We start from the raw sequence: 26,587 nt of genomic DNA on the forward strand, positions 1-26,587 counted from the left end.
TGGAGAAGATTCTTTACCTATATGCAAGCTCCCCCTAAAACATCGGTAATTTCTACGGATAAATTTACAAATCCGTCATTACCCGCTCAATTTATGGTGATGATTATTATCTCGTGGGTGTTGCTTCTATTTGTAGGCGGAAGTTTATTCTTCTTCCCTGGGTTTGCTCGCAGCCACTGGATGTGGGCATTAACTCCTTTTAATACCAATTTCTTAGGGGCCGTGTATCTAAGTGCATGGGTGCCTTTAACGGTGGTCTTATGGGTTCGCCGCTGGGCGCCTGCACGGCTAATTCTACCGATGCTTTGGGTCGTAACTACTTTTATCCTGATAGCCTCGTTTTCCCATCCTGAGCAGTTTGCGTTAAACCGGCGTGTCACAGGGATTTGGTATTGGCTCTATTTAGTTGACTGCCTGGGAGCCACTTACTACTTGGGCAAATTTCACAGTCGTCCTCCTGCTAGTTCATCACGAGTCGGGAAGCAGTGGGCTTTGGTATTGCGGGCTCAGGGCTTTGCATTGGGCGGGTTTGGTGTAGGTTTGCTCGGAATCCCCGCCTTGTTTGGTCAATTTTGGCCTTGGCCCCTCGATCTTTTTCACTGTCAGTTGTACAGCTCAATTTTTATTGCTGGAGCGGTGGGCAGTTGGGTATTGCAGCGAGCAGCAACTTCAGTTGAGCTGTTGACGATGGGTCTGACTCAGTTGACATTTAGCCTTTTAGTTCTGATCGGGATGACAGTGGTAGATGCTTCGGTGCATAAAATCCAGTGGCTGCAGGCTGGAACTATTGTTTGGCTAGGTAGTTTTGTTGTTTTAGGTTTCATTGGCATGATGATGATTCGTCAGTCTTGCAAAGCTGATGCATAAAGTAAACCTTGGGATGTAAACAGAAGAGTTGATCCAGTTTTACTTCCATGATTCTTCATCCATAGTTATGTAATATGAAATCTCAAGAGAATTCAAAAGTTAAAGTATTGACTTTAGCTTGACTTGAATAGACGAGTATAGGTAATACAAAATTTGTCGAGAATTTGAAAAATTAAAAGACTGCATGAATTACTAGGTGTGATAACGGGGTTTGCGATCGCACTGAGCGGGCTTAACCTACATTATTCATGACATTTCTAAAAATATCTCTAAAAGTCTTCTATTACCGCCGTCAAATTTCTCCTCAAACCGTTCAGGCCATCCTTCAATCTCATGCTGAAGGCAGTAGCATCGGAGGCCTATCCCACATCACAGGTGTGATTAAATATTGGTAAGCCTCCGGCTTGTCGGGGGCTTACCAATATTTAGTTAATATGAATAAAATACTTTACCATCTAAACCAAATAATTCCGCTGTTGAAACCTCTACATAACTATCACTTACTCTAAAGTTGCTATCGAGCAATTGAACCCTTTGAGTATGCTGCTGTTTGCAAGTTTTAAAAGAACAAATGTTCGATGATTTTTGTGCCATTTCAACTAAACTAAGTTGATTGTTTAATGATCTAATCCTAACGATAAATTTATTCATTCTTTTTGTATTTTTATATTAGATGTAATGGCTCAATATTTATATTTCAAAGTCTAGTTTTTTCTTAGGCTATTGAGCTGTAAGAGTTCTTGTAAGGTCTTTCCATCATGATAGATGTTGAATCTTCGCTAGAAAGAAGTAGTTGATAATTGAGCTAAAGACGATGATTGCGAACTCTTTCAGGAGTGATATCTGTAAGATAACCCTAAATATCATCATTATTTATATAGGTGAAAATCATCACTCTGCCAAATGACAATCTTTCGATTATTAAAAAAGCCTATATGTTGCAGGTTGACCATTAACCCTTACTCCATTTCAACTTCGATCATCATCACAGGTTCCATCAATTAGTTTGTATTTCTTATTATCACTACTCTGAACCTGGACTAGCTGGGTGTGGTCCTTAGATATTGTATATGAGAGTAGATAAATATCGATGTCAGGTTTCCTGTCAATAGAGTAGACTATACGGTACTTTTATGTCTCAGCGCTAAGAAATGCTTAGCATGTTCCATTAATATGTAAAACTCATTAGTGATGAATAGTATTTTTCTCATATCTAATAGTAAATCTAAAAACTATCAATACAATCAGTGATATTACTTATTTTGCAACTTAATGTGATGTGCAACAAGACAAAATATTTCCGAATTATTGAATAATATATCCTTGTTGATAATTTCAATTAAGCCAATATTGTATGATATTTAATTTCTATTTTATAGAATTAATAAGTGAAGTTGAAGATGTGACTTCTCAATAAATTTAATTGCTGAATTAGCCTGTGATGCTTTCTATTTATGATATTCAGCGATCTTTAGTATTTTGAATATCAGTATATTTTTGTTGTGCTTTTCAGTAGTTTTTCTATATAAAAATTACTCTATATAGAAATAAATAGCTTATACATAAAATAAGTTTTTGATGGCGATCCGTGTTTATACTGACAGCTGAGATGATTGGCACGGGTAAGTTAGTAATACTACTAAGATTTTTCAAAAATTATATTTATATATGATCTGTAATTCTAAATGAATTTCATCTCATGAATTGAGGATGTGCATGTATTTTGAAATTTCCTATTATTAAAAGTCTACAAAAAAGTAGATATCAATAATAATTTTATCTCTGAGTGCTTGATATGATGAATCAACAAATTCTACGCTATTTACTCAATTTTAAGAATCGCAATAGTAATCGAGGTTTCACGCTTTTAGAATTATTGGTAACAATAGTGATAATGGCAGTGCTTTCTGGCATAGCCTTACCATCTGTTCTAAATCAAACCCTTAAAGCAAAACAAGCAGCTGCTCATAACCATATTGGCTCAGTCAATCGGGCACAGCAAGTATATCGTCTTGAACGTGCAACATTTGCTAACTCCATTACTCAGTTGAGTATTGATCTACCTATGACGACCAATGAATATACCTATTCATTTGGTGCAGCAAACGCCACTGTTGCTGAGTTTAGAGCTACTCCTCAAGATAATTCTCTGAGTGCTTTGACGGGATGTACACGCGCCAATATCGTAATAGGGACTTTAGCCACAACAGATTTTTCGATTGTTGAGCAGTCAGCTCCCGGTGGAGGTATTCCTGCTACTCCTCCCAGTTGCTAGCATGATTTAATAATAAGCAGTCACAAATGCGATGAGTGAGTTGGTGAAGTTTGAGATATTGCCCCTTCTCCAACATGACTTCCAGGTAAACCTTCGTTTGGTTGAGTTCGTTTAAGCTTAACATCATCTCTATCTCTTTCCGACTCAGTAGTGGAAATGTATAGACCACAATCGTTTCACTTAACTTCATTATCGCCACAAGTCTCTGATTGATCTGTACTTGAGGCTGGAACCTTGATAGCAAAGCTTGAGCTTGGGTGACGGTATCTTCTGAATCGGCCACAATCAACTGCATTAGACCCACGCCCAGAGGGTCAACGGGTTCATTCAAGTCATCAAGGTAGATTCAGTGAACTTGATCGCTGTTTAAATTGGCTCGGAAGACTGGATATAATCAGGCTCAATGCTACGTTGAGGGTAAATAACAACGGCTTGCCAGACCACGCCACGGTATCAGGTACAGATTGAGATACAGATATAGCAGTCGCCATATTGAGAAGGACTTAAACTAGAGAAGTATTTTATTCCTTCTCCTGTGTGATGCCCAAAATTTATAGTTACGACCTACGTTGCAAAGTGATAGATGCGATTGAGCTAGATGGGATGCGCCCTTCTGAGGCTAGTGAGCTGTTCGATATCAGTCGTAACACCATTAACCAATGGCAACACCTCAAGGCGGAAACGGGTGATTTGCATCCCAAGCCAGTCCATCATCCTGGCCATAGCCATAAAATCACTGACTGGGACAAGTTTCGAGCGTTTGCCCACAAGCATCGTCATAAAACCCAAGCTCAGATGGCTCAACTATGGGATGGAGAGATTAGTGATCGAACCATCTCAAGAGCCCTCCAGAAAATCGGATTTACTCGAAAAAAAAACATATGGGTACCGAGAACGAGATGAGCACAAACGGGCAGAGTTCATCAAACGTCTAAGTACCGTAGATCCAGACGATATCGTCTATGCGGATGAGTCGGGCATGGATCATCGAGACGAGTATGACTATGCTTATGGCCCCAAAGGTGAGCGGGTTTATGCTTTGAAGACTGGGCGTAGAAGCGGCCGAGTCAATATGATTGCGGCGTTGAGAGCCAAGCAATTAATGGCGCCGTTCACGATCGAAGGAGCTTGCAATCGCACCGTATTTGAAATTTGGCTGGAGCGTTGCTTGATACCTATGCTCAAACCTGGGCAGAAGCTGGTGATTGATAATGCCACTTTCCACAAGGGGGGACGAATACAGGAATTAGTGGAAAAAGCAGGATGTGAGGTTTGGTATTTACCGCCTTATTCCCCTGACTTGAATAAGATTGAGCGGTCTTGGTCATGGATTAAAAGTCGCATCCGTCACCAATTAGACCATTTTGGGTCTCTCAGAGAAGCAATGGAACATGTCCTGCATCTGGCGTCCTGAATAGTATGGCGACTGCTATAAATCTCAGTGAAGAACCGTTGATAAAACACCGGATCACGTTGAAACTATACTTCCACGAACCAAACCGTTTGATCTGAAGTCTCTGGCGTGGATAAGAAAACGGCATCGATACGGAAGGCAACCTGCTTGATTTCAACTGATGTAAATTCATAGCCTTGAGCGACTTCTAAGGACTGTCCTCGTAGCTCAAATAGGATGCCGGGGTCAGTCTTGAACTAACGTTTCTCTACTAAAATCTATCTTGAAAATTTTGCTTTTGGGTTTAGGATTGAAGGCATATGATTCGGTTTCAGATGGGGGACTGTTGATGAAGCGTACTCATGCTTATAAGCCAGAAAAATCTAAGTCACAACCGATACCTCAACAGATATCATCAGATCAAGCTCAATCAGCAACACCAGTTCCTCCCCCTATCCAAGCGAAAACAAATGAAGAAGGTTTGGCTGAATGGAAAGCTCAACAGGAGAAGTGGGAAAAGTTTGGAACACCTTGGCAAGATAAGGTTCCTAATCCTTCAGGGGAATTGGCACAACCTTGGATTCAGCGGAAACTAACCCTTGGACAACCAGGAGATAAGTATGAACAGGAAGCGGATCGGATTGCTTCTCAGGTAGTACAGCAAATTAATGCCCCTACTTTATCTCAATTCAATCAAGGGCAATCCGTACAACGAGAGAAAGAATTGGAAGAGGAAGTCTTAGCGCAAAGTATTCGTCCTGCCATTCAGCGTCAGCAAGAAAAGACAGATGAAAAAATATCATCAGAGTTAGAGTCTTCTATTAATACTGCTAGAGGTAGCGGACAGCCATTGGATACAGGATTGCAACAGTCAATGGGTCAGGTTATGGGTGCAGATTTTAGTGGCGTGAGGGTGCATACGGATGCCCAATCAGACCAATTGAATCAATCAATTCAGGCGAGGGCATTTACAACCGGGCAGGATGTATTTTTCCGAGAGGGGGCATATCAGCCAGGGAATCGTCATGGGCAAGAGTTGATTGCCCATGAGTTAACTCATGTAGTGCAACAGAATAGTGCAATTCAGGCTAAGAGAAGTAGTGTATCGTTCGAGCGGCTGCCTTCTAGAGAGCAGACTGAGAAAAGTGCAATGGCTTTTGGCCAACCTAGTGAGATAGTCAACCAATCGCCAGCAGGCCGAGTACATCGCTGTTGTGGAACAAGCGGCCCGACCGAACTTAAGGATGAGTTAGTGGGGACAGGTAGTAAACCAGGGGTGATCGTTGAAGCAATCCTCAATAAATCTGAAGAGTTTGCTAGCCTTAAAGCTAAGGCAGGAGTGACATACAAGACGGCTAAGAAGGGAACATCGGGTTCGTATGATCCTGAAAGCCATGAGGTCCGCCTAGCAAAAGGACAGAACACAACAACAGCCTTGAACGCAATTTTTGAGACTGCAAATGCCATACAGCATTCGCGATTTGCAAAAGTTAAAAATGCTTATGACAAAGGTGAATTTGAAAATGGAGCAAAACTGTCTGATTGGGAAGTAGACTCTCTAGACCCACTAAATCCCACTACTCCCGAAGAGTGGCGTGCTGCAATTCAAGAGTACTATGAGTGGGATAGCTTTCAGCTTGCGAGAAAAACCTTCGAAGAAGTAGAACCTTTCTTCAAAGAAGCGGGTAAGAGCGATGAGTTTGAAGCATTTGGAAAGTTTTTCCCTTGTGAAAATTTTTCAGACTATATCGGAGTCGCTAAAACGAACCACTACCGAGATCAGGTCACTCGCCTAAACGCAGCAAAAGACCCAAAGCGCATTAAGTTAAACTTCTAATCATCTATTTATGATCCCCGGAGATATCCTTAAGGCTATTCGCCTCAGCGTTATTACCCTTGCGAGTGATGCAGATATTGCTTTGGGGGAACTAATGTCTACTACTCTTCCAGACCCACTCCCACCTGTAGCGATCTTGCCTGTGGCCACAGGCTTAGCATGCGGTGGTTCAATAGAGCAACTTATCCCTGTCACCTCAACAATAGTTGCGGTTGCCTTTGCACTTCGTACTCTCGACGATATAGCTGATCAAGATAACTCTAATGCGCTGCATCAAAAAATAGGTATTGGACGTGCAGCAAATTTCTCTGCTGCGCTAATTGCCTTAGCTTCGCGTGAGATAGGAGTTCTCTCTAAATCATCACCCGATAGCATCCTCATGACAGGAGACTACTTTGATGCTCTGCTACGGATATTTGTTGGACAGGATAAAGACATTCAAAGAGAAGTTCGTTCATTGGTAGCATACGAAGAAGTCGTTGAATTGAAGACTGTTGCTGCTTATGAGCTAGCAGCAATTGTGGGTGCCAATGCTGTTACTGCCGATGGAAATTTCACAAAGAAGTGTCGAGTCTGTGGTCGTCATATTGGTTGGGCACAGCAAATACTTGATGATATTGAGGCGTTCTGGTTTCTGGACAATGCAGAAGAATCCGGTCATGAACAGTATACGTACCCTGTACTTCTAGGGATAGAGAATGGTGGTAGTACAGGTGAAGCAGTGTCAAGGCTTTGTAATCAGAAAGACCGAAACGATGATGCTATTCGTAACCTACTGGATAGTCTTGATGTCCGAGGTCAATTAATGATGCGAGCATTAGATCATCGTGACCAGGCCCTGTTAGTTCTTGGTCCACCACTTCGGTCAGAGGGACATCAGCTTATCAAATTGTGGTTTGATTGGCTCTTTCGTGACGGAGAGCGCTTGTTGAAATTGTCATCATCAAGAAGTTTAATAAGTGGGTCGCCCTTGAGCTGATCAAGGTGGTTAATCAGGATGGAGAACGGCAATATGCGATTCGCTATGCGGGTAAACAAATCTTCTCAGAAGAAGTGGAATCGGAGATTGAAATAAAAAGACAAAGTTGTGAAATCCGAAAGGACGATAGAGAGCTAATTATAGAAATTATCGCTCTTTCATCACCCTTGACAGAAAAAAACGGCGTTTTCACCCTAGGCGCAGCCCTGGGTATGGCTCCATTATTCAGTAGAAGCATCCTATTTTTTCTAGGATTAACGTAAAACAACTCTGGACCAATGGAATATAACGTCAACAGATTGGGCGAAGGTATCGATGACAGAACAAATTTGGTCAAGTCTGGCAACAAAGTGCAGTGACCTTAAGACTGGTACTGACTTATTTCAATTGGATCTGGTGCCACTCTCGATTCAAAAATACGGCTGCCCAACGTGCTGGGCTGACGGAGCATTCCTGGGAATGGCAAGACCTCGCTACCTATCCAACACTTAGTTGATGCACAATCCTTTGATTTGGTGAATTAAACGCTGCTCATCGATTCTGCAAAGCAGTAGATGAAGTGAGTAGTTTTTTGAGACCTTGCAGTCATATGGCAGAATGCGTGTCTCCATCTGCTCAAAGAAAGAAGTTCATCAAACGGTATTGGTGAACTCAAAGAAATATTCCAGGCTACTTAACAATAGGAAAGACAACGTTTGGTGGGTCGTGCATCAAAGAAGTGTGGGTTTGTTAAACCGATAGGGAGTCGAGTTGTTTTATTTCCTCATGCAATGTCCTCTATGTGGTCATCCTAAAACCCACAAACATGGCAAGACCAGCAAAGGCAGTCAACGTTACCGTTGCCCCCACTGTCAACAGACCTTTAGTGAGACCTTTGACACCCTGTGTTATCGCCGTCAGATCTCTCCTGAAACGATCCAGACCATCCTTCAAGCTCATGTTGAAGGGAGTAGTCTACGAGGACTCTCTCGCATCACGGGTGTAGCGTATAACACTTGTGTGAGTGTGGTTCGTTCAGCGAGTCATAAATCCCAAATGATTCACAATGGGGAAGTTCAGGCCGTTGCGACCGACGTCATTAATGCAGATGAGTTGTGGTCCTTTGTCAAAAAAAGCAAAAGCACTGTGAGCCGAAGGAGTTGAGGGTAGGCGACTGCTGGATAGCATTGAGTCTTGCGAAAGAGAGTGGTCTCGTGCTCAGTGGCCGTATTGGCAAACATACCGACGAGCTAGCTCAAGAATTGATTGAAAATACTGAGGGCAAAACCGCCTGTCATCATTGGCAAACGGATGGTTGGGAAGGGTACGCACGACAATTACCCGATGAGGTCGTCCATGAAGTGAGTAAAGCCCTGACCCAACGCTTAGAGCGGACCAATGGCATCGTGCGTCAGCAGACCGGGCGTTGGCATCGACGACAGAATAAGTTTGGCAAAGTCTGGCAACAGAGTGCGATGACTTTAAGATTGGTGCTGAGCTATTTCAACTGGATTTGGTGCCACTCTCGATTCAAGAACACGGCTGCCCAACGAGCTGGATTGACGGAGCGTCCTTGGAGATGGCAAGACTTAGCTTCCTATCCCACACTTTGTTGATGCACAATCTAATATTCTTGGCTAACCAACCTCGAAAATTTCGTTACGCAGGCATTGAATTAATGTTCATTCTCTGGTGTCGTAGCTAATAATCAGTGGGCTTCTTAACGTAAGTATCATTTTTCTCTTAAAAAAGTGACACGCTCCCTCCTACGATTAGTCAAAACTCCTACAGAATCAAATGGAAGACACCTTTTGCTCAGTCTAGAGGGGTTCGGATATGTACGTCCAGAGCACTTGCGTAGGAATTCGATGATGATGCTTGGTCAATCATTTAAAAATTGATTTATTTCCTGAAAAAAGTGATCTAAATCAGTGACAAGCCAATTAAAAAAATTAATTTTTTGATCCCAGAAAACTATCTGTAAGTAGAAAATTCTATATTTTTTTATCTCTCTATACCTCAAGCTTAACTCAGTTTTAAGTCAGCTATTCTCAGTTCTAAAGTCATATATACATCTTCTTGAATATAGATAGATGCAGTTTAGATGGCTCTTATATGAGAGTTTCATGCTTCTTTGCAACTTCAAGGCATTGCTTTGAATTAGTCATTACAAGATGCAAGTTATTTCTAATGTGTTTTTCTTTGAAATACCAGATAATTCTTGTTTTTTTAGCTATAGAGATAAAGTTTCTTCTAGTAACAGATGAAGTCATGAGAATTACACATATCTTAAATAAAGTTGATCGATTTCTCCACCCTTCTAATATCTATGCTCTTCAACCTGATCACGATCTTCTTAGGAAAAATCGATCACTTATAAAATCAAATGATATTGTTCTACTATCTTATCCGAGATCTGGAAATACTTGGTTGAGAAGACTCTTAGCAAACTCAATATTAGAGTCTCAGAAAAGTCTAATCTCTATACAGTCAGATATTCCTTTTGAAACCGTAATCCCATCTATTTATACTCAAAGCTTAGAACCCAGTTGTTTACATAATTATCAAGATATCAGTCAACGTATCATTAAAAGTCATGAGCATCGGGATGCCAAAGGACATCGAACCATTTATTTAATGCGTAACCCAGTTGATACTTTAGTGTCTTGGTATCATTTTGTTTGTGGATCGCCAAAACTTTTAAATCAATTTCCTTGGATACAAGATCTCTCTATTGATGAGTTTTGTTTGAATGCTGTAGAAGGCTGGGCCAAACACATCCAACAGACCCGCAAGTATGAAAATATCTTACTAGTTGAATATGAAAACTTATTTCAATACCCAAACCAGGTTCTTGGAGAAATTTTATCTTTTTGTGGTATCCCCCAACACAATATTGATCTAGATCGGGTAATTGAAAATCAGTCTATCCGTAAACTTAAGCCTGTCACACAATCACTAGAGTTAAGAAAAGGTGGGGTTGGACATGGCAATGTTGAGTTACAAGCAGATACTGTGGCAGAACTACAGAAATATCAGAACTTGATCGATACCAAATGGAAACCTGCAATTGAACTTATTACTCAGTCATAGTAATTTCGACAGGCTAGGTTGAGGATAGAGTCTGGTGAGTCTAGTGCGCAACTAATTACGGGTTTTATTTCATGGGTGAGATTGCCTAAAACCCGTAATTAGTTGGACCTTAATCGCTCTCATGAGCTTGGGTGACTTTCCCCCTAAAGACCACATAGTTATAGATGTTGTAGAACAACATAATCGGGATTAAGAAACCAATAAAAATGATCATAAAAACCAGGGCACTTGACGAAGCAGCAGCCTGATAGATCGTGACTTGAGGGGGGATGATGTACGGAAAAATGATTAACCCCAGGCCTAAAAAAGAGAGTAAGAAAATCAGCACTGTCCAAACAAAGGGCATTCGCTCTTGCTCCTTGCTGAGACTTCGCAATAACAGAGCTACAAATAAGCTGCCTAAGAGGGGAATAGCGGCGAAGAAATAAAGCAGAGGTGGATCAAACATGCGATCGCGCATTTGTTCATAAAACACCGGCGTACTCACCGTAATAAATACTGCTCCTAGGAACGTCGTGACTGCCGCTAATTTAGCCGTTTTGTAGTGGGTTTGTTGCAGGGCTCCCGTCGTTTTCATCACCAAATAGGTGGAACCAATCAGGACATACCCTTGAATCAGCGTTAGAGCGACCAGAACTGATTTCCAGCTTAACCAATCCCATACACCCCCCACAAAATGGCCTGCAGTATCTACCGTAATTCCCTCAAATACGGTTCCTACGGCAAAACCCTGACCTAAGGCTGCCATAAAACTCCCTGCGCCAAAGGCAACATTCCACAGTTGCTTGCTACGAACCGAATTTTCCCGAAACTCAAATGCGATCGCCCGCAAGATTAATCCGCCCACCATCAAACTGACGGGAATATATAGAGCATGGAGGACCGTGGCATAGGCTAATGGGAAAGCGCCAAATAACGTTCCCCCCACCAAGACCAACCAGGTTTCATTGGCATCCCAAATATTGCCCAAACTGGTCATTAAAATGCTGCGACTTTCCTCATTCGAGGCCGTTAGGGACAAAATCCCCACCCCTAAATCAAATCCATCGAGGGTGACATAGAGGAAAAGAAACAACCCTAGAATCACAAACCAGACCTGGGGTAGAAAATGTTCTAATGCTTCCATGAACGAACCTCTACTGTTGGGTTTCTATGGGACGCTGATCAGGCTGATGCTGCATGGGTTCAACCGCCAAGGGAGCTTTGCTAACTGATTGGGGTAGGGGTAGCTCTAAATTAGGACCCTTACGAATAATGCGGCTGCCAAAATACAGTGCTCCCACAAATAACAGGCTATACATACCAGCAAAGCCCAGAAGAGAGGTTAGAACTTCAGGAGGTGGCAGAGGCGTGGCCATATCTGCGGTGCGTAGCTCACCATAAACCGTCCAGGGTTGGCGACCAACACAGCGAACAATCCAACCACATTCCACTGCTATATAGCCCATGGGCGCTGCGAGTAGCCATCCCCACAGCATTAGTTTCTGCTCAACGATCGCCTCTGCCGTCAGTTTGCCCCGGAGCCATCGCCATAAGCTAAAGCCCATCAACCCTGCTAAGAAAATACCAATCCCACTCATAATCCGAAAGGAATAGTAAATTAATCCCACCATATGGGGTCGATCCTGTGGTTCCCACTCGTTTAAACCTTGCACAGGCTCCGATAGGGTGGGCTTCAACTCCAACAAATAGCTGAGCATACCTGGGACTTTGACTTCCCATTCATTGCGCTCCTCCTGATCATTCGGCAATGCGACCAAGCTCCAGGCCGGAGACGATCCAGCGGGAATGGTATCCCACTGAGCTTCCATGGCTGCCAATTTAGAAGGCTGGTAGTGATAGACCTGCTCAGCGCTGAGATGACCGACAAAAATCTGGAGTGGGGCAACGACGAAGGCAACAGCCAGAACCACCTTCAGAGATCGTCCGAAAAAGCCTGGATGACGACGATTGAGGATATACCAGGCACTAATGCCCCCAATCACAAACAAAGACGTTTCCAGGGTGGCGAAAAACATATGCAGAAAGCTATTCAGCATAAATGGATTTAGTATCGCCTGGAAATAATCGCTGACGATAAACTTACCCCCAATAAATTCTCCTCCCGCTGGAGTTTGTAACCAGGAATTCGCAGTCAAAATCCAAAAGGTGGAAAGGTTTGCACCAAAAGCAACCATGATCGTCGCTAGCCAGTGCATCAACGGGGGGACTCGGTCCCAACCAAATAGCATAATCCCCAGAAAGCCCGCTTCGAGCATAAAGGCCATTGCCCCTTCAAAGCCCAGAATGCTACCAAAAAAATCTCCTACAGCTTCCGAGAACGGTGCCCAGTTGGTACCGAATTGAAACTCCATGGGTAAGCCAGAAGCCACACCAATCCCAAAATTCAAGACATAGAGCTTGGCCCAGAATCGGGCATGGAGATAATAATCACGATTTCGGGTTTTTAGCCATAACCCTTCAACTACGACTAAATAAATGGCCATCCCAGTCGATAAGACAGGCCAAAGCATATGAAAAATAGCTGTCAAGGCAAACTGCATCCTTGACAGCACAACCGTATCAGACAAAAAATCCATAGGGGCAACCTGTTGACGGAGCGGAATGAAAGATCAATGGTTCATCCCTCCCCCTTGTAACAAATCTGGTCAAAGCTTTGCCAAAGACGGTTTGTAGAACTTATCAGTTCAGGATTAAAGTTTATACCCCAAGACTTATCCTGTTACCCACTCCCGCATCACATAGCGAATCAGTAAAATCAAACGATCCCCTGATGTGGGCTGTGCACCTTTGTGAAAGACTTGAGGTTCTTCCGCAAAACCAAACCCCGCCTCTCCTTCTAGGCTGACTAAGGAGTCTTGGCCGTAATGGTTGATCAGATCTTCATCCGAACGAAAGCGCGATAGGGTGATTTTATCTGTCAAACGTTTGTGATCGTGGGTGCCCCGCACAATCATATGAGGGCCACAGGCAGAATCCACTTTGGTGAGATAAAAGAAAAATCTTAAGGCCCCAAAATCATCCACATCATAGTGAAAACGCTGGCCTGCATGGTCGATATCATAGGGAGGAACATTGGCATAACTCCACCACAACCTTGAGCCGTTATGAATCGGCCGTACACCCAAATAGCCTTGGGCAATCTTCAATAGCTTGGGATCGTGGATAATGCGCTGAATTGCCGGGCAATCGAGAAAGGTTTCTGGATATCGCCCCCTAGAGTAGAGCTTATTGTACTGAGGTGAAGTGGAGTCATTATTTGCCTCAGTCTGGGGAGGGATATAAGCTGGCCCGTCATGGTCAGGGTAATAGTCAATGGTTTCCAGAAATTGAAAAATTTCCTGAACTGTAGCTGATGGGAGAGTTATGCCTGGGTAATATCCATCTTTTTTGATGCCATTGACAACGGTATTAACCTGTAAGTCTGAGAATAAAGAATCTCTATCTTCTATGCCAAAAAAGAGAGAATTATTCGTTTTATTGCTTTGAGTACTGCCATAAAGGCGAGTTATCAGCTTCCGCATTGTGCTAAAGCGACTTAAAGCATACATGAGAAACCAATCTGGTTTGCGTAGCTTGAACAAAACGTGTTGAAGTCGTCCAAGAACAGCAGTATTCATAAGCAGACTCAACTTAGTAGGTAACCCTAAAAACTCTCTCGTAAAAGTATTTTCAACCCACCGAGTTGAATTTTGCGGAAGCCCCAGTGTAACTTATATTGATTGTTTGTGATGTGATTTAAATCCCAATCCAAAATAATAGAAAAGAATTGAGTTAATGAACGGTTAACTATAGATGTCGCCAAAAAAAAGGAAATCTTATTCTAGTTGAAGATTTCCTTTCTATAAAGTTCCGAGCGAACAAAAATATGATTCGGGAAAAAATCTAAAAAGTGATCGTTAAGTACCCACCTTGAAATTTTGCAGCTTTCACGGGCTTGCCACGAAGCTCAGATGGGAGAAAAATATTTCGTCGTTGGTCTCCTGCTTCAATGGTCACTTCTGGACCATATTGGGTTAATTTAACCTGGGATTTTTCAAATTTGGGCAGAAATAATTTCACCTGACCATGGATAATGTCAATTTCAATCGGTTTAGGAGCATTTGCAGCTTGTTTTAAATCCGGTAGAGCTGCGATTAGGGGCTGCCAATCTCCGGTGTGCTCGGGCAGGGTGACCACAGAGAGTGGATCAAATGCAGTTTGCAAAGCTGAGGAATTGAGGGGCGTTCTAGCAGGATTGGCAATTACACCCCCTACGCTTAACCCCACTTGCTGGGCGCTGCCCCAATAGTACTGGGCAGTTGCGATCGCAACCTCGTCCCCAGTGGTAACCAAATAGGCTGCAACTCGATTTGGATCGGAGATTGCCCGCTTGGCATCATCCAACACGGCATTGGCGCGTTCCGTCGGTTCAGCAAAATTGTCCCCAGCCAAATTAACCGTAAATACGGCTGCTGTAACGGGTTGAACAAAGGGAGATAGGGCTTTACCTAAATCGGAATCAGCAATGACCTGGCGAAATCGGCGGGCATACCAACTGAGAATTTCCGGTGAGCCCACCATCCGCAGGGTAGACAGATCGCCCGGCCCGTCGTAAATAATGACGTCATAACTGCCGCTACCCTCGTACTCCCGTAGAGCATTGAGGGCGAGGGCGCTATCCATTCCGGGCAAAATGCCGAGTTCTTGACCAAAGACCGTCTTAAAAAAAGGCGTGCGAACATATTCTGCTTCGAGTTTCTTGAGGTCTTCCCAAGCTTTCTCTAGCAAAACCGTGCTGCGGAGCTGCACTGCTTTTAAGTTGACGCCGAGTTCTTGAGGTTCCGTGCCAATTGGGGCACCCATCATTAAATCAAAACCGGGACCCGGGTTCTGACTGGCCAATAAGACCCGATATCCCTGTTCAGCGAATTGTTTTGCCGCTGCGATCGCAACCGTCGTTCGCCCCGTACCACCTTTTCCTAAGAAGGTCAGAAGAAATGCCATTCAGGATTACCGTCGTCCGGTCTCTAGCTCTTCTTCGAAAAACCAGCTACTGGTTTTATCACTAAAGGCGACGACGACGCCAATACCGCTACCATCGGTCATTTTGAACTCTTGAATGGTGCCCATTTCACCGACTTTATCGTTGAGAGCACTCGAAAATCGATCGCGAATTTGGCAAACGCGAACTTTCTGACCTAACTTCATCACTTGATACCTCTGCAAGAAAACGGACCAATCCATAGTCTAGCAGGCTTGAGGTCTTTATACCGTAAGGATTTAAGCCTATTGTCAAGAAAAAATGTGGTAAACCCGTGTCATTTTGGGGATTATTTCACGAGTCCTTGAACTTCGATCCAGTGAATTGCTTCTTTTAAGGTTTGAGCGTAAAAGGATTTCCCCGAACATGGATCGGCAATCTGCCACCAGACTTCACCCTTGTAATTACTCTTTTTCTCAAGGCTCAATTGAGACCGTTGAGACAGTTTTTGAGAAGCCTGCAGAAGCACTCTCCGCAAACCCGAACCATGGTGTTGATGCTTAGAAGATGCTGTGCTTGCACCCCTTGGTGCAAGAGAAGATCGATGTTGCTGATCCACCGATAGAGAAGGCAATTGACTAAACATCCTAAAAACCCCGCTGTCAAAAAATGTGTTCAATCTTACTATTTATAAGACTTGTCAGCTCACGTCTAGAAAGATACGCAAGATACCAAAAACCATATTCCGATCCCACTCAAAGAAACAGCATTTCTATCACCCTGCTCGATAGACTGAGATCACTGCACTTTCTAGATTTCATCAGTAGCTCTCTTTTCAACCTCCCCGTCATGGCTGAGCCGTTTTCAAGGACGTTATAAACCCAGAGAGATCGCATATGGATAATCAACCCCTTAAGCAATCCGTCCGAATGGCAGTCGTTATGGGCATTTTCCTACCCCTTGCCGAAACCGTCCGACGCTCCAACCATATTTTGGATATCTTGCGCTTTCTGAACTGGTTTGATGATTACATTCTGGGAGGTGTGCTGTTACTGGCAGCATACTTAGTCCTTCGCCAGGTAGCCAATGGTATTACCTACCTAGTCGCAGCTTGGTCCTTTGCCGCAGGAGCGCTAGCTCTGAGCTTTTTAGGACAACTTGATTACTTCAGGACCCACACAGCTGATCCAGGCATCTTTAACACAGCCTTTATCGCCTTTGCCAAGGGGATGATCTTTATCTATCTGATGGTTGGCCTAGGGTTAGCCATCAAAGCCAACGCTATCCGAGAGAAACAACTCATGCAGAAATAGCCCCATCTGCCAAAGAATAGTCCTAAGCCGGGCTTTTCGATTCTTGAAGCGGGAAAGATTAACCGATTGAATCCCAACACCTTGATGGGAAGCGAACCAGTCGGTACCCTCATAGATATCTGCTCTGAGGATCTAGATCGTGACTTTTAATATTCGCCAGCTCGACGGCCTGGATTATGACGAAGCTGAACCCTTATTTGACGATTACATCAATGGTTTGATCAACGAATTCATCCAATCAGACGTGGGAATTGCCCATACCCAAACTTACCCAGAGGGAGGATTTTGGATCGGCACGTTTATTGAAATGGCCTTTGCCTACGGTGAATTTACCCTACCGAAGATGACCAAAGGGGACGCCCAGCTGGTGATGGAGAATATCCTGCCTCGTAAGCTTACCTTACGCGATCGAAGTGAAGCTGAGGACGCGATTCCTGAGTTAGTGGCCTTTTGGACCTTTTTGAAACGAGAGTATAAATTGCGCAGCGGGGGTGCGATCGCAAAATATCTCACCTCTATCCAAGACAAATTTGCAGACTGGATGTTTGATGCATCCCGAGGCGGCATTGCTAAAAACTTTATGCTGCAGGGAATGCAGGCGGGCTTTGATATGTCGAGTCAAGCCGATATAGAGGCATTTCAAGCGGAATATAATCAGCGCATCAAAGCTGATCCACAAAATAATCCCCTTATCCCTGTTGAACCAACAGTTCCCATGACAGCTCCTCCTCCAGATATTCAGAAGTTTCTGGATTTAATGGGAGTCGAACTACCGGAAGTGGGCGAACAGGTCAACCCGGTAGAGCTGCTCAACAAAATAATGGATGCAGCCGATCAGATGGCTGACCTCCTGGACGCTACTGGACCAGCCGCCAAGGAAGGACCGGGGGATACTCTACGCTCCCTCAGAACTGAATTGATGTCCGCGTCCTTAGATAAAGATGCCTCCTTGTCAGAGCAAGAGATTACACAGCTTAAAGCACTGACCATTAGTGAAACTCAACCTGGTTCCATCCTTAAAGACTTTCAAACCCTATTAGGGTTTATTGGTCTCGAAGGTCGAGCGGTCAGTGGCAAACGACAGCAAATTTCCATGAAGGACCTCGCTGAACTGAACCAGCAGTTGAGCACTCCCATAGACATTGATCTAAAACGTCCAGCTCAAAAATCCTATCCGCCAATCCATGGACTCTATCTGCTGTTGAGGGCAACAGGTATTGTAAGCTCAGTGACCAAAGGCAAAAAACAATTTCTGGTTCTGAATCAACCTGTATATGAACTCTGGCAACAACTCAATCCCACAGAACGGTACTGCACGCTACTGGAAGCGTGGCTGATTCGCGGCTATGCAGAAATGCTAGGGGAGGACCGCATGGGATTCCTCACAGAAGGCAATCGCTGCATACAAGGTTGGGAAAGGATTGCTGACCAGAAAAAGCATACATTTAATCAGAAAAAGTCATCCCTGGATTTTTTCAGCTACTATCCTGGCATCCATAATCTAGCGCTAATGGAGATGTTTGGCTTTTTGAACATTACGACCGGGAAACCGGAAGCTGGGAAAGGATGGCGGATTAAGAGTTTTGAAGCATTACCCTTGGGGTCACCCATATTCAAGTTGGTTCGGAATGCTTATGAACAGAATGATATGACTTGGCCTTCTGAGGTCGATCCATCTGTTCCCTACGATGAATTACAAGATACCCTACAACCCTATTTCCCGGAATGGCAGAAAACCCTGGTCTTAGCTAGTTCAGGCTTTCGTCCCGATCGCCATATTTTTAAGGTTAGTTTAGGAAAAATCTGGCGACGGATTGCCATCTCAGGAGAAGCCACTTTAGAGGATCTCAGTGCTTATATTCTCTCCTCCGTCGAGTTTGACTCAGATCATCTGGATTCCTTTACCTATACCAATGCAATGGGGCGAAAAGTGGAAGTACTACATCCCTATGCCGACGGCGGCTTCTTCTCTAGAGGAGTACCGCTTCATACCGATGAAGTTAAAATTGGCAGCCTCCCCCTGTCAGAAGGCAGTGTGATGGAATATCTGTTTGACTTTGGAGATTGCTGGACTTTTGACGTTCAACTCGAAACCATCGAGCCAGATCTCAACCAAATTCAGAGCACTCGAACTAAAAAGAAAAAGAAGAAAAAAACACCTGTGGGTGAAATCTTGGAGGTACATGGAGAATCCCCCGAACAATACCCAGGTTATGAAGGGGATTGGTAGCTTCTGCTCAGTCCTTAGAGATTCATGACTCAAGGATTCTTCCTCAAACCTTCAAGTAAAAAAGCGATTGTCTTAGCTGTCAAGCTCCCCTTGCCATTTCGGGATTCCATTGCTGATTGTTTTTGACCATCGCATTCAAAATGATCAAGAGCTTCCGCATACAGGCCGTCAATGCCACTTTCTTCGGTTTTCCTTGTCCAACTAAACGCTCATAGAAAGCTTTGAGCACTGGGTTGTAGCGAATAGCGACTAAAGTTGGCATGTAAAGGGCTGTACGTACTCGGCCACGCCCGCCCCAGATCATCCGCTTACCACGGAATTTTCCACTGTCTCGATTGAGCGGAGCTAAACCAACAAGACAAGCAATTTTCCGGGAATCAAGCTTCCCAAGTTCAGGTAAATCGACAAGTAGGACAGAGGACAACACGTCTCCAACACCAGGAACGCTTTTAAGCAACTTCGCCTGCTCACACCATACGGGGGTCTGACGAATAGTTCTCTGAAGTTGCTCATCTAACTCATTGAGTTGCGTCTTGAGCCATTCGATATGCTGCTCAATATGCTCTTTCATTGGACCATGCATGGCTGCTAAACGATTTTTCTCAGCAGTGATCATATCTACAATTTGATGACGCCGCGTTACCAGCTCACCCAGAAGTTGACTCTCTTCACTAGCAAGAGGTCTGGTCTCGGGACGAATTGCTTCTGCAAAGTGAGCCAATATTGCTGCATCAATCGTGTCTGTCTTGGCGATCTGTCCCGTTGCTTTGGCAAAATCTCTCGCTTGGCGGGGATTAACCACAGCAACAGCCATACCAGCTTGGCTCAGTGCCACTGCTGCGGGTAGCTCCATGCCACCTGTCGCTTCTAAGACAATCCGCTCAATTGAGACAGACTCTAGGGACGCGACAAGGGCACTAATTCCGTCTTTATCATTGGGGTGTTGGAAGATGTGTCCGCTCGGACGAATGTGAATGTCCAAGTTCTGTTTGGAGACATCAATGCCTACCCAGCATTTAGTGTCAATCATGGTTCGTGTCCCGCGATGTTGTTCTACGGATTCTACTCATCCTTGCCAGATGCGGGTTCTATGACCCAGGCGATTGTTCGAGTTAGATGGAGAGCCGAAGAGTGTGGCGGCCCAAGCTTTTTTACGGTTTGCTCAACCAAGGGGGAGACGGCCTACCACACCTTCCACAATACAAGGGGGACTAATAATAGTGCTCCTCCTGTATCCATGAATCAAGACCACCTGGGATCGTCCTCACACTGCTTGAGTACCTGGATCACAAATTATTCTGCTCAGGATGATTAAGATCACCCTACGGAATGGTTTGAGATCAATATGTCCGCTGAAATAGCAGTACGCACCCAGGGATTGACGAAGCGATTTGGTCGTCACGTTGCGGTCAACGACTTAGACTTAGAAATTGGTTCAGGGGAAGTTTTTGGGCTTATTGGTCCTAATGGAGCCGGTAAGACCACCCTGATTCGGATGTTGGCGACGGCAGAACAGCCCACCCTTGGCCATATCTATATTCGAGGCCAGTTGTTAGAGCGCAATCAAACCAATGCTCATCTTAAGCGCCTGATCGGTTATCTCCCCGATGATTTTCCCCTCTACGAAGATCTGACGGTGTGGGAATATCTCAATTACTTTGCCCGTTTGTATGAGTTACGCCAGCCTCGCCGCCGTCAACGTCTGTTTGATGTTTTGGAGCTGGTGCAGTTGACCCATAAGCGACGGAGTTCCGTTGCCAGTCTATCGCGGGGCATGAAGCAGCGACTGGGCCTCGCTAGGACAATCATCCATGAGCCTGTTTTGCTGCTGTTAGACGAACCCGTCTCTGGCTTAGATCCCCTTGCTAGAGTTCAGTTTCGGGAATTGATTAATGTGCTGCGAGAGGCAGGCATGACTATTGTCATTTCCTCCCATATTCTCAGTGACCTCGCCGAACTTTGCACCTCAGTGGGGATTATGGAATTGGGCTATTTGGTGGAAAAGACTTCACTCCAGCAGCTTTACCAAGCCTTAAGCCAACAGCAAATTCAGATTGCCACCCTGGGGGACTTGCCGCCCGTGGAACAACTGTTGGGGCAATGCCCTCATATAGAGAGTTGGCGTGTAGATCCAGCGACCCAACAGATCAAAGCTCAATTTCAAGGGAATCAAGCAGATGCCGCTGCCTTATTGCGATCTCTCCTAGCAGCTGATATTCCCATCTATAACTTTCAGTGCATTCAAGAAGATTTAGAAACCATCTTTCTCGATAAACTAGATCATAAGCAGGTGTCATAAATGGGCAAGGCTCAATTTTCCCTTGTAAACAGAGGGATCGAAACCCTGGGCGACTGGAATCCGCAACTGATGCGGGAGATCCAAGGTCGATTGAAATTACGTAGTGTGCTTTTGACAGTATTCTTGTCTTTGATCGCTCAAGGACTGTTTCTTTTCTGGCAATATCGGACGTTAGATTATCGGTGGGGGAATTGCCAAACAGCTGAATATCGAGAAACAGGCTTGGACTGTTTCCAAGTCAGCAAAGAACAATATCTGTTAGTGAACTGGCAAGGGTGGTGGCTGCAGGTCTTTTCCTGGAGCTGTATATTCTTAATGTTTGGCCTGATTGTAGGCGGCACCTTTTTGCTAATTAGTGATCTCTCGAAAGAGGATCGCCAGGGAACCCTGACATTTATTAGTCTTAGCCCCCAAACGGCCCGCACCATCCTGCTGGGTAAGATGTTGGGTGCTCCCTTCCTAATTTATTTGGCTGTTCTTCTCGCTTTACCGCTCCATTATCTGACGGGTTTAGCCGCTGAAATTTCGGTCATCAGAATATTGGGTTTTGATGTCTTACTCTTGGCAAGCTGTTGTTTCTACTACAGCCTGGCTTTATTACTTGGTCTTGCCAGCAACTGGCTCAATGGCTTTCAAGCTTGGATCAGTAGTGCAGGTATTTTGTTGCTCCTGCTATTGCTCTCCCAAAATGCTTTAACCTCCAGTTCTATCGACTGGCTCTATACCTTATCGCCATCAGCAGTATTGCCTTACCTTTATGAAGATATTGTTCCCAGTCTTATTGGGGTGAATCTCCCGTTTAATGCTTACGGGTTATCGGACTGGCAGTGGTTCTTTGTTCCGCTTGGGAGAAGTGGGGGTCTGATAGGGGTTTTTGCCTTAGCTCATTTCGGATTATGGGCGTGGTGGCTCTGGCGTCCCCTGCAACGACGCTTTCGCAACCCAACGGTCTCGCTTCTCAGTAAAAAGCAAAGCTATTGGGCAACCGCCTGCTTCTTCGTCTGTTTCTTGGGATTTTCATTCAATGCAGGAAACAACACACCATCCAATATGATTAAAGCCATTATCCTCACTCATCTGTTGTGGTTCCTGTTGATGGTTGTATTATTACTCCCTCACCATCAAGATCTAGAGGATTGGGCTCGGTTTCGAGGAAATTATCCTTCTACAAAGGGTAAAACACAGCGCTTTAGAGATTTATTGTGGGCCGATAACAGTCCGACTTGGATTGCGATCGCAATCAATCTGGGCATTGCCAGTCTTCCGATTATGTTTTGGATGCTGTCTTTACCCGAAGATGACTCTGGAGTCGGCATTGCCGCACTCTTGTTCAATTCCACCTTGATATTGATTTTTACCTTATTTAATCAAGTGATGATGTTGCGGCCCATCTCCAATCGCAATTTGTGGGTGGTGGCAACATTGTTGGGACCCACCATCGTACCCGCTGTTGTACTTGCTATTTTAGGGATTAGTCCTGGACAAGCCTGGGGTAGTTTGATCTTACTTACCCCCTTTGCGATGGTTAGTATCAAAGAAATATCAGTCTTCAGTGCTTTGCTGATGTTTGGAATCCACTTAGGTCTGATCGCAGCTTTGAGCTGGCTACAGGACCGAAAGCTTATACAATTCGGGGAGTCTACTTCCCAGCAACTCCTTCGAGGTGATGTGTCTGTTGAGCAAGGCTAATTTCGTACCCAGTCTATAGGATGGATATACCTCAATTTGTTGGGAGTCTCTCGTTCGTTTTGGTTTGAGAATCTTGTTGTTCGGCCAAAGCTAATAAGGTGACCTCCCACACTAATCGAGGTTGAGCATAGTGACGCAGCTGTTCCTTCGCTTTCTCAAACTGATGGAGCAAGACAGAATTGCCATAGGTACGCCAGTATAGCTGTTGATAATAATCTAGGAGCCACAGTTGAGAGGGGAGGTCCAGAGCTTGATCAATTTTCTGAGCCAGCTCAAGACAGGCGAGGGGCGTGTTTAGATCGTCCAAATTGGCCTGCAAGAGATCGGGTGAAATGGAGTCTTGCTGATGCCAATGTGCGATCGCACATCCAGGACTCCCCTGAGCCATCTCGATCAATTGAGGATACTCCAAAATCTCTCCATATCCCGCCTGATCCAACACCTGAGCCATTTGAGCAGCATTCAGTCGACTAAACGGGATACGCTGACACCGCGATACCAACGTTGGTATCAAAGCGTCAATATTTGGTGCCAATAAAATCAATGTGGCATTTCCAGGCTCTTCTAAACTTTTGAGTAGCGCATTGGCGGCAGCTTCATTCATGGTTTCCGCCCCCTCGATCACCACAGCCAATCGGGATGCCTCCAAAGGGGATTGGCTGAGGAACTGGGTCATGTCTCGAATTTGGGCCAAGCGTATTTGAGGATGGCTCCTCGGCAGGGCAATCTCCTGTGCCTGCATTTGAGCCACCGTCATCAGTTTGTTCTTATGTTTATAGGTCGGGGCAATCCATAGGCTATCAGGATGGTTTCTCAGGCTGCGCTGCTCCGTTTGTTCTGGATCTAGCAGCAAACTGAGAAACTGTTCGGCAACCCGACTTCGCCCAATGCCTTCAGGGCCAGCAAAGAGATAGGCAGGGGCAATGCGTTGGGTTGAGATGGCCCGCTGCAAATACTCAATTGCTGCCGATTGACCAATAATCCCCTTAAACATTAGGGATACCATTCCTGAAGTCGCGATTCTAGAATGCCTTGAATTTGCTGGGCAACCACGTCATCCGATTGATGAGCCTCTATACGAAAAATCCGCTCTGGATGTTGACGAGCTAAATCTGCGAACCCTTGTCGTAACCTTTGATGAAAGGCTATCTCATTGGCCTCCATACGATCGGTCTCAATCTCTGGATCCTGCTCCCGATCGTGGGTCCTAGCCAGACCAAATTCAGGATCGATATCTAACCAAAAGGTGAGGTCACTGACTAATCCTTGGGTTGCAATCTGATTGAGCTGATGGATTAAGGTTAGGTCTAGTTCTCGACCATATCCCTGATAAGCGATAGTGGAATCCGTATAGCGATCGCATAAAACTAATGCCCCCTGCTGTAGATGCGGTAGCAGGCAACTCGAAACATGTTGAGCCCGATCGGCCGCAAACAGTAATAACTCCGCCCGTTCATCGATCGATTCATTCCCCGTTGCGGTCACATCCAACAACAACTTACGAATGCTCTTACCTAAAGCCGTTCCACCGGGTTCTCGGGTTGTCAGGACTGAGGGATAATCACCCTGTATATATCCCTTAATTCGGTTTGTCCAGCCGCTCCCTGTTAACCATTCAAATACCAAGTTGAGTTGAGTGGTTTTACCCGCTCCTTCGCCACCTTCAAAAACAATAAATTTGCCAAGCATGAATCAGCCATGAAAGTCATGCTCTCTATCTTGCCCTGGAAGTTGACTTTTAAGCATCCAATTCTGGGCGACGATTCTGAAAATAGAGCTGGCGCGTCAGTTGTTGTCTTGCTTGAACATACTCAGATGAGTTTTCGACTCTGCTACCACTCTGCTCAGTAATACAGGCATCTAGCTCGTCATTCAGTTTGTCAATCAGGTTCAGGGCGACTTCATCTTCTAAATAGGTTTGCAAAAATAACACAGCAATGATGTTATTGATATCTCGATTGGTCAAATTGACCCTACAATCCATGTAGCTTCTCCTACGATGCGGTAAAGTTCCCCCCACACCATTAGGTCAACACTCAAATTTGAGAAGGACATGGAAATCCCAGTCAATCCTCACTCCAGATTGAAAAACAATCGGAGAATGACCTATGTATCCGTTGAAATTTGTATTGAGTGACAGCAGCCTACGCCTCTCTTAGGGTTAGCGATGGTTAATGGCTAAACATAGAGAGAATTGGCGATAAGATGCATTTCCCCGCGACAGCTCAAAACAGTGGATAAATATATTCGTTCATCCAAGATAGCTCATTAAATCTCTACCGTCACTATTTAAAGAATGGGAGATGCATTGATGTCCCGTCCCATCGCTAGCATAGTCTTCTTACTTTCATTGAAGGGTTAACCCTAGGAGATTGAGCGGGACAGTATGCACCCGCAGGTTATTACCGAATTCGGATAAACAACTCTTCTGGTGTACACTCATTTAATAATTTTTAAAATGGAATATTGTCAGGATCGTTTTGAAAGATCGGTGTTGGGCATCGGATAAGGAATGGCATTTGACTGGCCCAATCTCTAGGAACCAAGTCTTCTCGATTTTATCGGTTGCCTAGCTTGCTGAAGTGAGAGCAAGAGCATCTATCACATCTAAGAGTGTCACAATAAGTGAGTACACTCAACTTGAACGCCCTAATGGCCATCAATAAAGTTCAAATACGGCGTCTACATGCTCGAATTGCACCGATATGGTTTCTGCCGCTTATCCTGACCTCCCTTTCAGGTTCCCTTTATCAAGTCGCCAGTCTTATGAAAGCCAATAGTGATTTCTTTTGGTTGCTCGACATCCATAAAGGCAACTTTGGCCCCCTCAAGCTAGAAGTCATTTATCCTTTTATCAATACCTTTGCCCTGCTGATGCTGGCGGTAACCGGCATCACGATGTGGCTGCAAACACCTCGCAGAAAACGTTCATAGATGCTACCTACTGTCATATTGCCGGGGTATCTGGCTCCGGCGAAAGACTATCTAGACCTCCAACAACAACTGAATGCCTTAGGCACAAAAACGACCATCGTTCCTCTCCAGCGCAAAGACTGGTTTGTCACCTTAGGGGGACGTCCCATTACCCCTATTCTTGAACAGCTCGATCACACCGTTCAGCAGGTTCTGGAACGCACCCAAGCCCCTCAAGTCAACATTGTCGGCCATTCTGCTGGTGGATGGATCTCCCGGATTTATATGGGAGCAGAGCCCTACTGTGATCAGGTTTGGCAAGCTCAGCCCAAAATTCACACCCTGGTTAGCCTAGGGACCCCCCACACCAGTAAAGAAGCATGGACCCAGCGCAACCTCAATTTCGTCAACAATAATTATCCCGGAGCGTTCCATCCTGAAGTTAAATATGTATGTGTTGCCGGGAAAGCCCTCTATGGACAGCGCAGTTGGCGGTTGGGACAGTGGTTTACCTACAGCAGTTATAAGGTCACTTGTGGTGAAGGCGAATGCTGGGGCGATGGTGTTACTCCGGTGATGTCTGCCCATCTGTCTGGTGCGCTCAATCTCACCATTGATCAGGTTTGGCATTCCCCCCATCCCACCCAAGCCGTTCCTAAAAATACGGATTATCTGTGGTATGGCTCCCCAGCAGCGATTAAACAGTGGAGCACTTATTTGGCATAACGGGTAGCTGAGGGGTTCCTCCTGCCCAGGT

The 26,587-nt window shown here is 44.8% G+C and carries 25 protein-coding genes and 3 pseudogenes; 16 read left to right on the forward strand and 12 right to left on the reverse strand.

Features of this window, described 5'->3' with window-relative positions:
- Window positions 1-21 precede the first annotated feature (21 nt).
- The 3 genes and pseudogenes from AM1_RS27145 (at window position 22) to AM1_RS27150 (ending at window position 3,142) form a co-directional block, all read left to right on the forward strand.
- The gene (locus tag AM1_RS27145; protein WP_012166150.1) at window positions 22-867 is read left to right on the forward strand and encodes a hypothetical protein; all 846 of its coding nucleotides are present in this window, start codon (window positions 22-24) and stop codon (window positions 865-867) included.
- A gap of 284 nt (window positions 868-1,151) precedes the next feature.
- Window positions 1,152-1,247 (forward strand): annotated as a pseudogene (locus tag AM1_RS41310) (IS1 family transposase); the annotation flags it as partial.
- Between the two features lie 1,415 nt (window positions 1,248-2,662).
- Complete coding sequence (locus AM1_RS27150) at window positions 2,663-3,142, forward strand: type IV pilin protein (RefSeq protein ID WP_012166152.1); 480 nt, start codon at window positions 2,663-2,665, stop codon at window positions 3,140-3,142.
- Here AM1_RS27150 and AM1_RS37845 read toward each other — a convergent pair.
- Entirely contained in the window at window positions 3,123-3,488 is a 366-nt protein-coding gene (locus AM1_RS37845) for a DUF2887 domain-containing protein (protein ID WP_390610044.1), read from the reverse strand. The two genes, AM1_RS27150 and AM1_RS37845, sit on opposite strands and share 20 nt — an antisense overlap.
- Window positions 3,489-3,682: 194 nt before the next feature.
- Here AM1_RS37845 and AM1_RS27165 point away from each other — a divergent pair.
- Window positions 3,683-4,556 (forward strand): IS630 family transposase gene (locus AM1_RS27165; RefSeq protein ID WP_148215692.1). Its coding sequence is split into 2 segments (ribosomal slippage): window positions 3,683-4,012 and window positions 4,014-4,556, totalling 873 coding nucleotides; the frame shifts between segments, so codons are not numbered across the junction.
- 65 nt (window positions 4,557-4,621) lie between these two features.
- Here the strand turns inward: AM1_RS27165 and AM1_RS38910 are convergent.
- Window positions 4,622-4,780, reverse strand: a pseudogene (locus AM1_RS38910) (DUF2887 domain-containing protein); the annotation flags it as partial.
- A gap of 104 nt (window positions 4,781-4,884) precedes the next feature.
- Between AM1_RS38910 and AM1_RS27170 the strand changes: the two are divergent.
- From AM1_RS27170 to AM1_RS27195, 6 genes and pseudogenes are all read left to right on the forward strand, one after another.
- Window positions 4,885-6,372, forward strand: coding sequence for an eCIS core domain-containing protein (locus AM1_RS27170; protein WP_083776747.1), 1,488 nt, complete (start codon window positions 4,885-4,887; stop codon window positions 6,370-6,372).
- A 10-nt stretch (window positions 6,373-6,382) separates the two neighbouring features.
- Window positions 6,383-7,351 (forward strand): polyprenyl synthetase family protein, encoded by a 969-nt coding sequence (locus tag AM1_RS27175; RefSeq protein ID WP_012166156.1) that lies wholly within the window; start codon window positions 6,383-6,385, stop codon window positions 7,349-7,351.
- A gap of 5 nt (window positions 7,352-7,356) precedes the next feature.
- The gene (locus tag AM1_RS27180) at window positions 7,357-7,614 is read left to right on the forward strand and encodes a hypothetical protein (RefSeq protein ID WP_012166157.1); all 258 of its coding nucleotides are present in this window, start codon (window positions 7,357-7,359) and stop codon (window positions 7,612-7,614) included.
- A 26-nt stretch (window positions 7,615-7,640) separates the two neighbouring features.
- Window positions 7,641-7,847 (forward strand): annotated as a pseudogene (locus tag AM1_RS41315) (IS1 family transposase); the annotation flags it as partial.
- A gap of 254 nt (window positions 7,848-8,101) precedes the next feature.
- Window positions 8,102-8,946 (forward strand): IS1-like element ISAcma3 family transposase gene (locus tag AM1_RS40030; protein ID WP_076611323.1). Its coding sequence is split into 2 segments (ribosomal slippage): window positions 8,102-8,458 and window positions 8,461-8,946, totalling 843 coding nucleotides; the frame shifts between segments, so codons are not numbered across the junction.
- Between the two features lie 655 nt (window positions 8,947-9,601).
- Window positions 9,602-10,423, forward strand: a complete 822-nt coding sequence (locus tag AM1_RS27195) for a sulfotransferase domain-containing protein (RefSeq protein ID WP_012166160.1) — start codon at window positions 9,602-9,604, stop codon at window positions 10,421-10,423.
- Between the two features lie 109 nt (window positions 10,424-10,532).
- On the opposite strand, the gene cydB is transcribed toward AM1_RS27195, so the two are convergent.
- The 6 genes from cydB to AM1_RS27225 all read right to left on the reverse strand — a co-directional run bounded on the left by cydB (window position 10,533) and on the right by AM1_RS27225 (window position 16,032).
- Window positions 10,533-11,549 carry a cytochrome d ubiquinol oxidase subunit II gene (gene cydB, locus AM1_RS27200; RefSeq protein ID WP_012166161.1) on the reverse strand — a complete coding sequence of 339 codons (1,017 nt, stop codon included), beginning with the start codon at window positions 11,547-11,549 and terminating at the stop codon, window positions 10,533-10,535.
- Between the two features lie 10 nt (window positions 11,550-11,559).
- On the reverse strand, window positions 11,560-13,002 hold the full coding sequence (locus tag AM1_RS27205; protein WP_012166162.1) for a cytochrome ubiquinol oxidase subunit I: 1,443 nt from the start codon (window positions 13,000-13,002) through the stop codon (window positions 11,560-11,562).
- A gap of 135 nt (window positions 13,003-13,137) precedes the next feature.
- On the reverse strand, window positions 13,138-14,043 hold the full coding sequence (locus AM1_RS27210; protein WP_012166163.1) for a hypothetical protein: 906 nt from the start codon (window positions 14,041-14,043) through the stop codon (window positions 13,138-13,140).
- Between the two features lie 265 nt (window positions 14,044-14,308).
- Window positions 14,309-15,409 carry a Get3/ArsA fold putative tail anchor-mediating ATPase NosAFP gene (locus tag AM1_RS27215; protein ID WP_012166164.1) on the reverse strand — a complete coding sequence of 367 codons (1,101 nt, stop codon included), beginning with the start codon at window positions 15,407-15,409 and terminating at the stop codon, window positions 14,309-14,311.
- Between the two features lie 6 nt (window positions 15,410-15,415).
- Window positions 15,416-15,613, reverse strand: a complete 198-nt coding sequence (gene petP / locus AM1_RS27220) for a cytochrome b6f subunit PetP (protein WP_010473025.1) — start codon at window positions 15,611-15,613, stop codon at window positions 15,416-15,418.
- Window positions 15,614-15,735: 122 nt separating this feature from the next.
- Complete coding sequence (locus AM1_RS27225; RefSeq protein ID WP_012166165.1) at window positions 15,736-16,032, reverse strand: hypothetical protein; 297 nt, start codon at window positions 16,030-16,032, stop codon at window positions 15,736-15,738.
- A gap of 250 nt (window positions 16,033-16,282) precedes the next feature.
- Between AM1_RS27225 and AM1_RS27230 the strand changes: the two genes are divergently transcribed.
- Window positions 16,283-16,699, forward strand: coding sequence for a hypothetical protein (locus AM1_RS27230; protein WP_012166166.1), 417 nt, complete (start codon window positions 16,283-16,285; stop codon window positions 16,697-16,699).
- 139 nt (window positions 16,700-16,838) lie between these two features.
- Window positions 16,839-18,929 (forward strand): IS1096 element passenger TnpR family protein, encoded by a 2,091-nt coding sequence (locus AM1_RS27235; protein WP_012166167.1) that lies wholly within the window; start codon window positions 16,839-16,841, stop codon window positions 18,927-18,929.
- A gap of 79 nt (window positions 18,930-19,008) precedes the next feature.
- Here AM1_RS27235 and AM1_RS42790 read toward each other — a convergent pair whose 3' ends face one another.
- On the reverse strand, window positions 19,009-19,959 hold the full coding sequence (locus AM1_RS42790; RefSeq protein ID WP_012166168.1) for an IS110 family RNA-guided transposase: 951 nt from the start codon (window positions 19,957-19,959) through the stop codon (window positions 19,009-19,011).
- A 315-nt stretch (window positions 19,960-20,274) separates the two neighbouring features.
- Between AM1_RS42790 and AM1_RS27245 the strand changes: the two genes are divergently transcribed.
- On the forward strand, window positions 20,275-21,228 hold the full coding sequence (locus AM1_RS27245) for an ABC transporter ATP-binding protein (RefSeq protein ID WP_012166169.1): 954 nt from the start codon (window positions 20,275-20,277) through the stop codon (window positions 21,226-21,228).
- On the forward strand, window positions 21,229-22,917 hold the full coding sequence (locus AM1_RS27250) for a hypothetical protein (protein WP_012166170.1): 1,689 nt from the start codon (window positions 21,229-21,231) through the stop codon (window positions 22,915-22,917). It begins immediately after the preceding gene.
- Between the two features lie 31 nt (window positions 22,918-22,948).
- On the opposite strand, the gene AM1_RS27255 is transcribed toward AM1_RS27250, so the two are convergent.
- Genes AM1_RS27255 through AM1_RS27265 form a run of 3 tightly spaced genes read right to left on the reverse strand, consistent with a single transcriptional unit; the run spans window position 22,949 to window position 24,901 of the window.
- Window positions 22,949-23,911, reverse strand: a complete 963-nt coding sequence (locus tag AM1_RS27255; protein ID WP_012166171.1) for a DNA polymerase III subunit delta' — start codon at window positions 23,909-23,911, stop codon at window positions 22,949-22,951.
- Window positions 23,911-24,606, reverse strand: coding sequence for a dTMP kinase (gene tmk / locus AM1_RS27260; protein WP_012166172.1), 696 nt, complete (start codon window positions 24,604-24,606; stop codon window positions 23,911-23,913). Before tmk ends, AM1_RS27255 begins: the two co-directional genes overlap by 1 nt.
- 49 nt (window positions 24,607-24,655) lie before the next feature.
- A complete protein-coding gene (locus AM1_RS27265; protein ID WP_012166173.1) occupies window positions 24,656-24,901 on the reverse strand; it encodes a hypothetical protein in 246 nt (81 codons plus the stop codon).
- A 668-nt stretch (window positions 24,902-25,569) separates the two neighbouring features.
- On the opposite strand from AM1_RS27265, the gene AM1_RS27270 reads away from it, so the two are divergent.
- Both AM1_RS27270 and AM1_RS27275 read left to right on the forward strand, forming a co-directional pair.
- Window positions 25,570-25,851 (forward strand): hypothetical protein, encoded by a 282-nt coding sequence (locus AM1_RS27270; protein ID WP_012166174.1) that lies wholly within the window; start codon window positions 25,570-25,572, stop codon window positions 25,849-25,851.
- A complete protein-coding gene (locus AM1_RS27275; protein ID WP_012166175.1) occupies window positions 25,852-26,556 on the forward strand; it encodes an esterase/lipase family protein in 705 nt (234 codons plus the stop codon).
- Window positions 26,557-26,587: the final 31 nt, after the last annotated feature.

The sequence above is a fragment of the Acaryochloris marina MBIC11017 genome (genome assembly GCF_000018105.1).
Lineage (GTDB): Bacteria > Cyanobacteriota > Cyanobacteriia > Thermosynechococcales > Thermosynechococcaceae > Acaryochloris > Acaryochloris marina.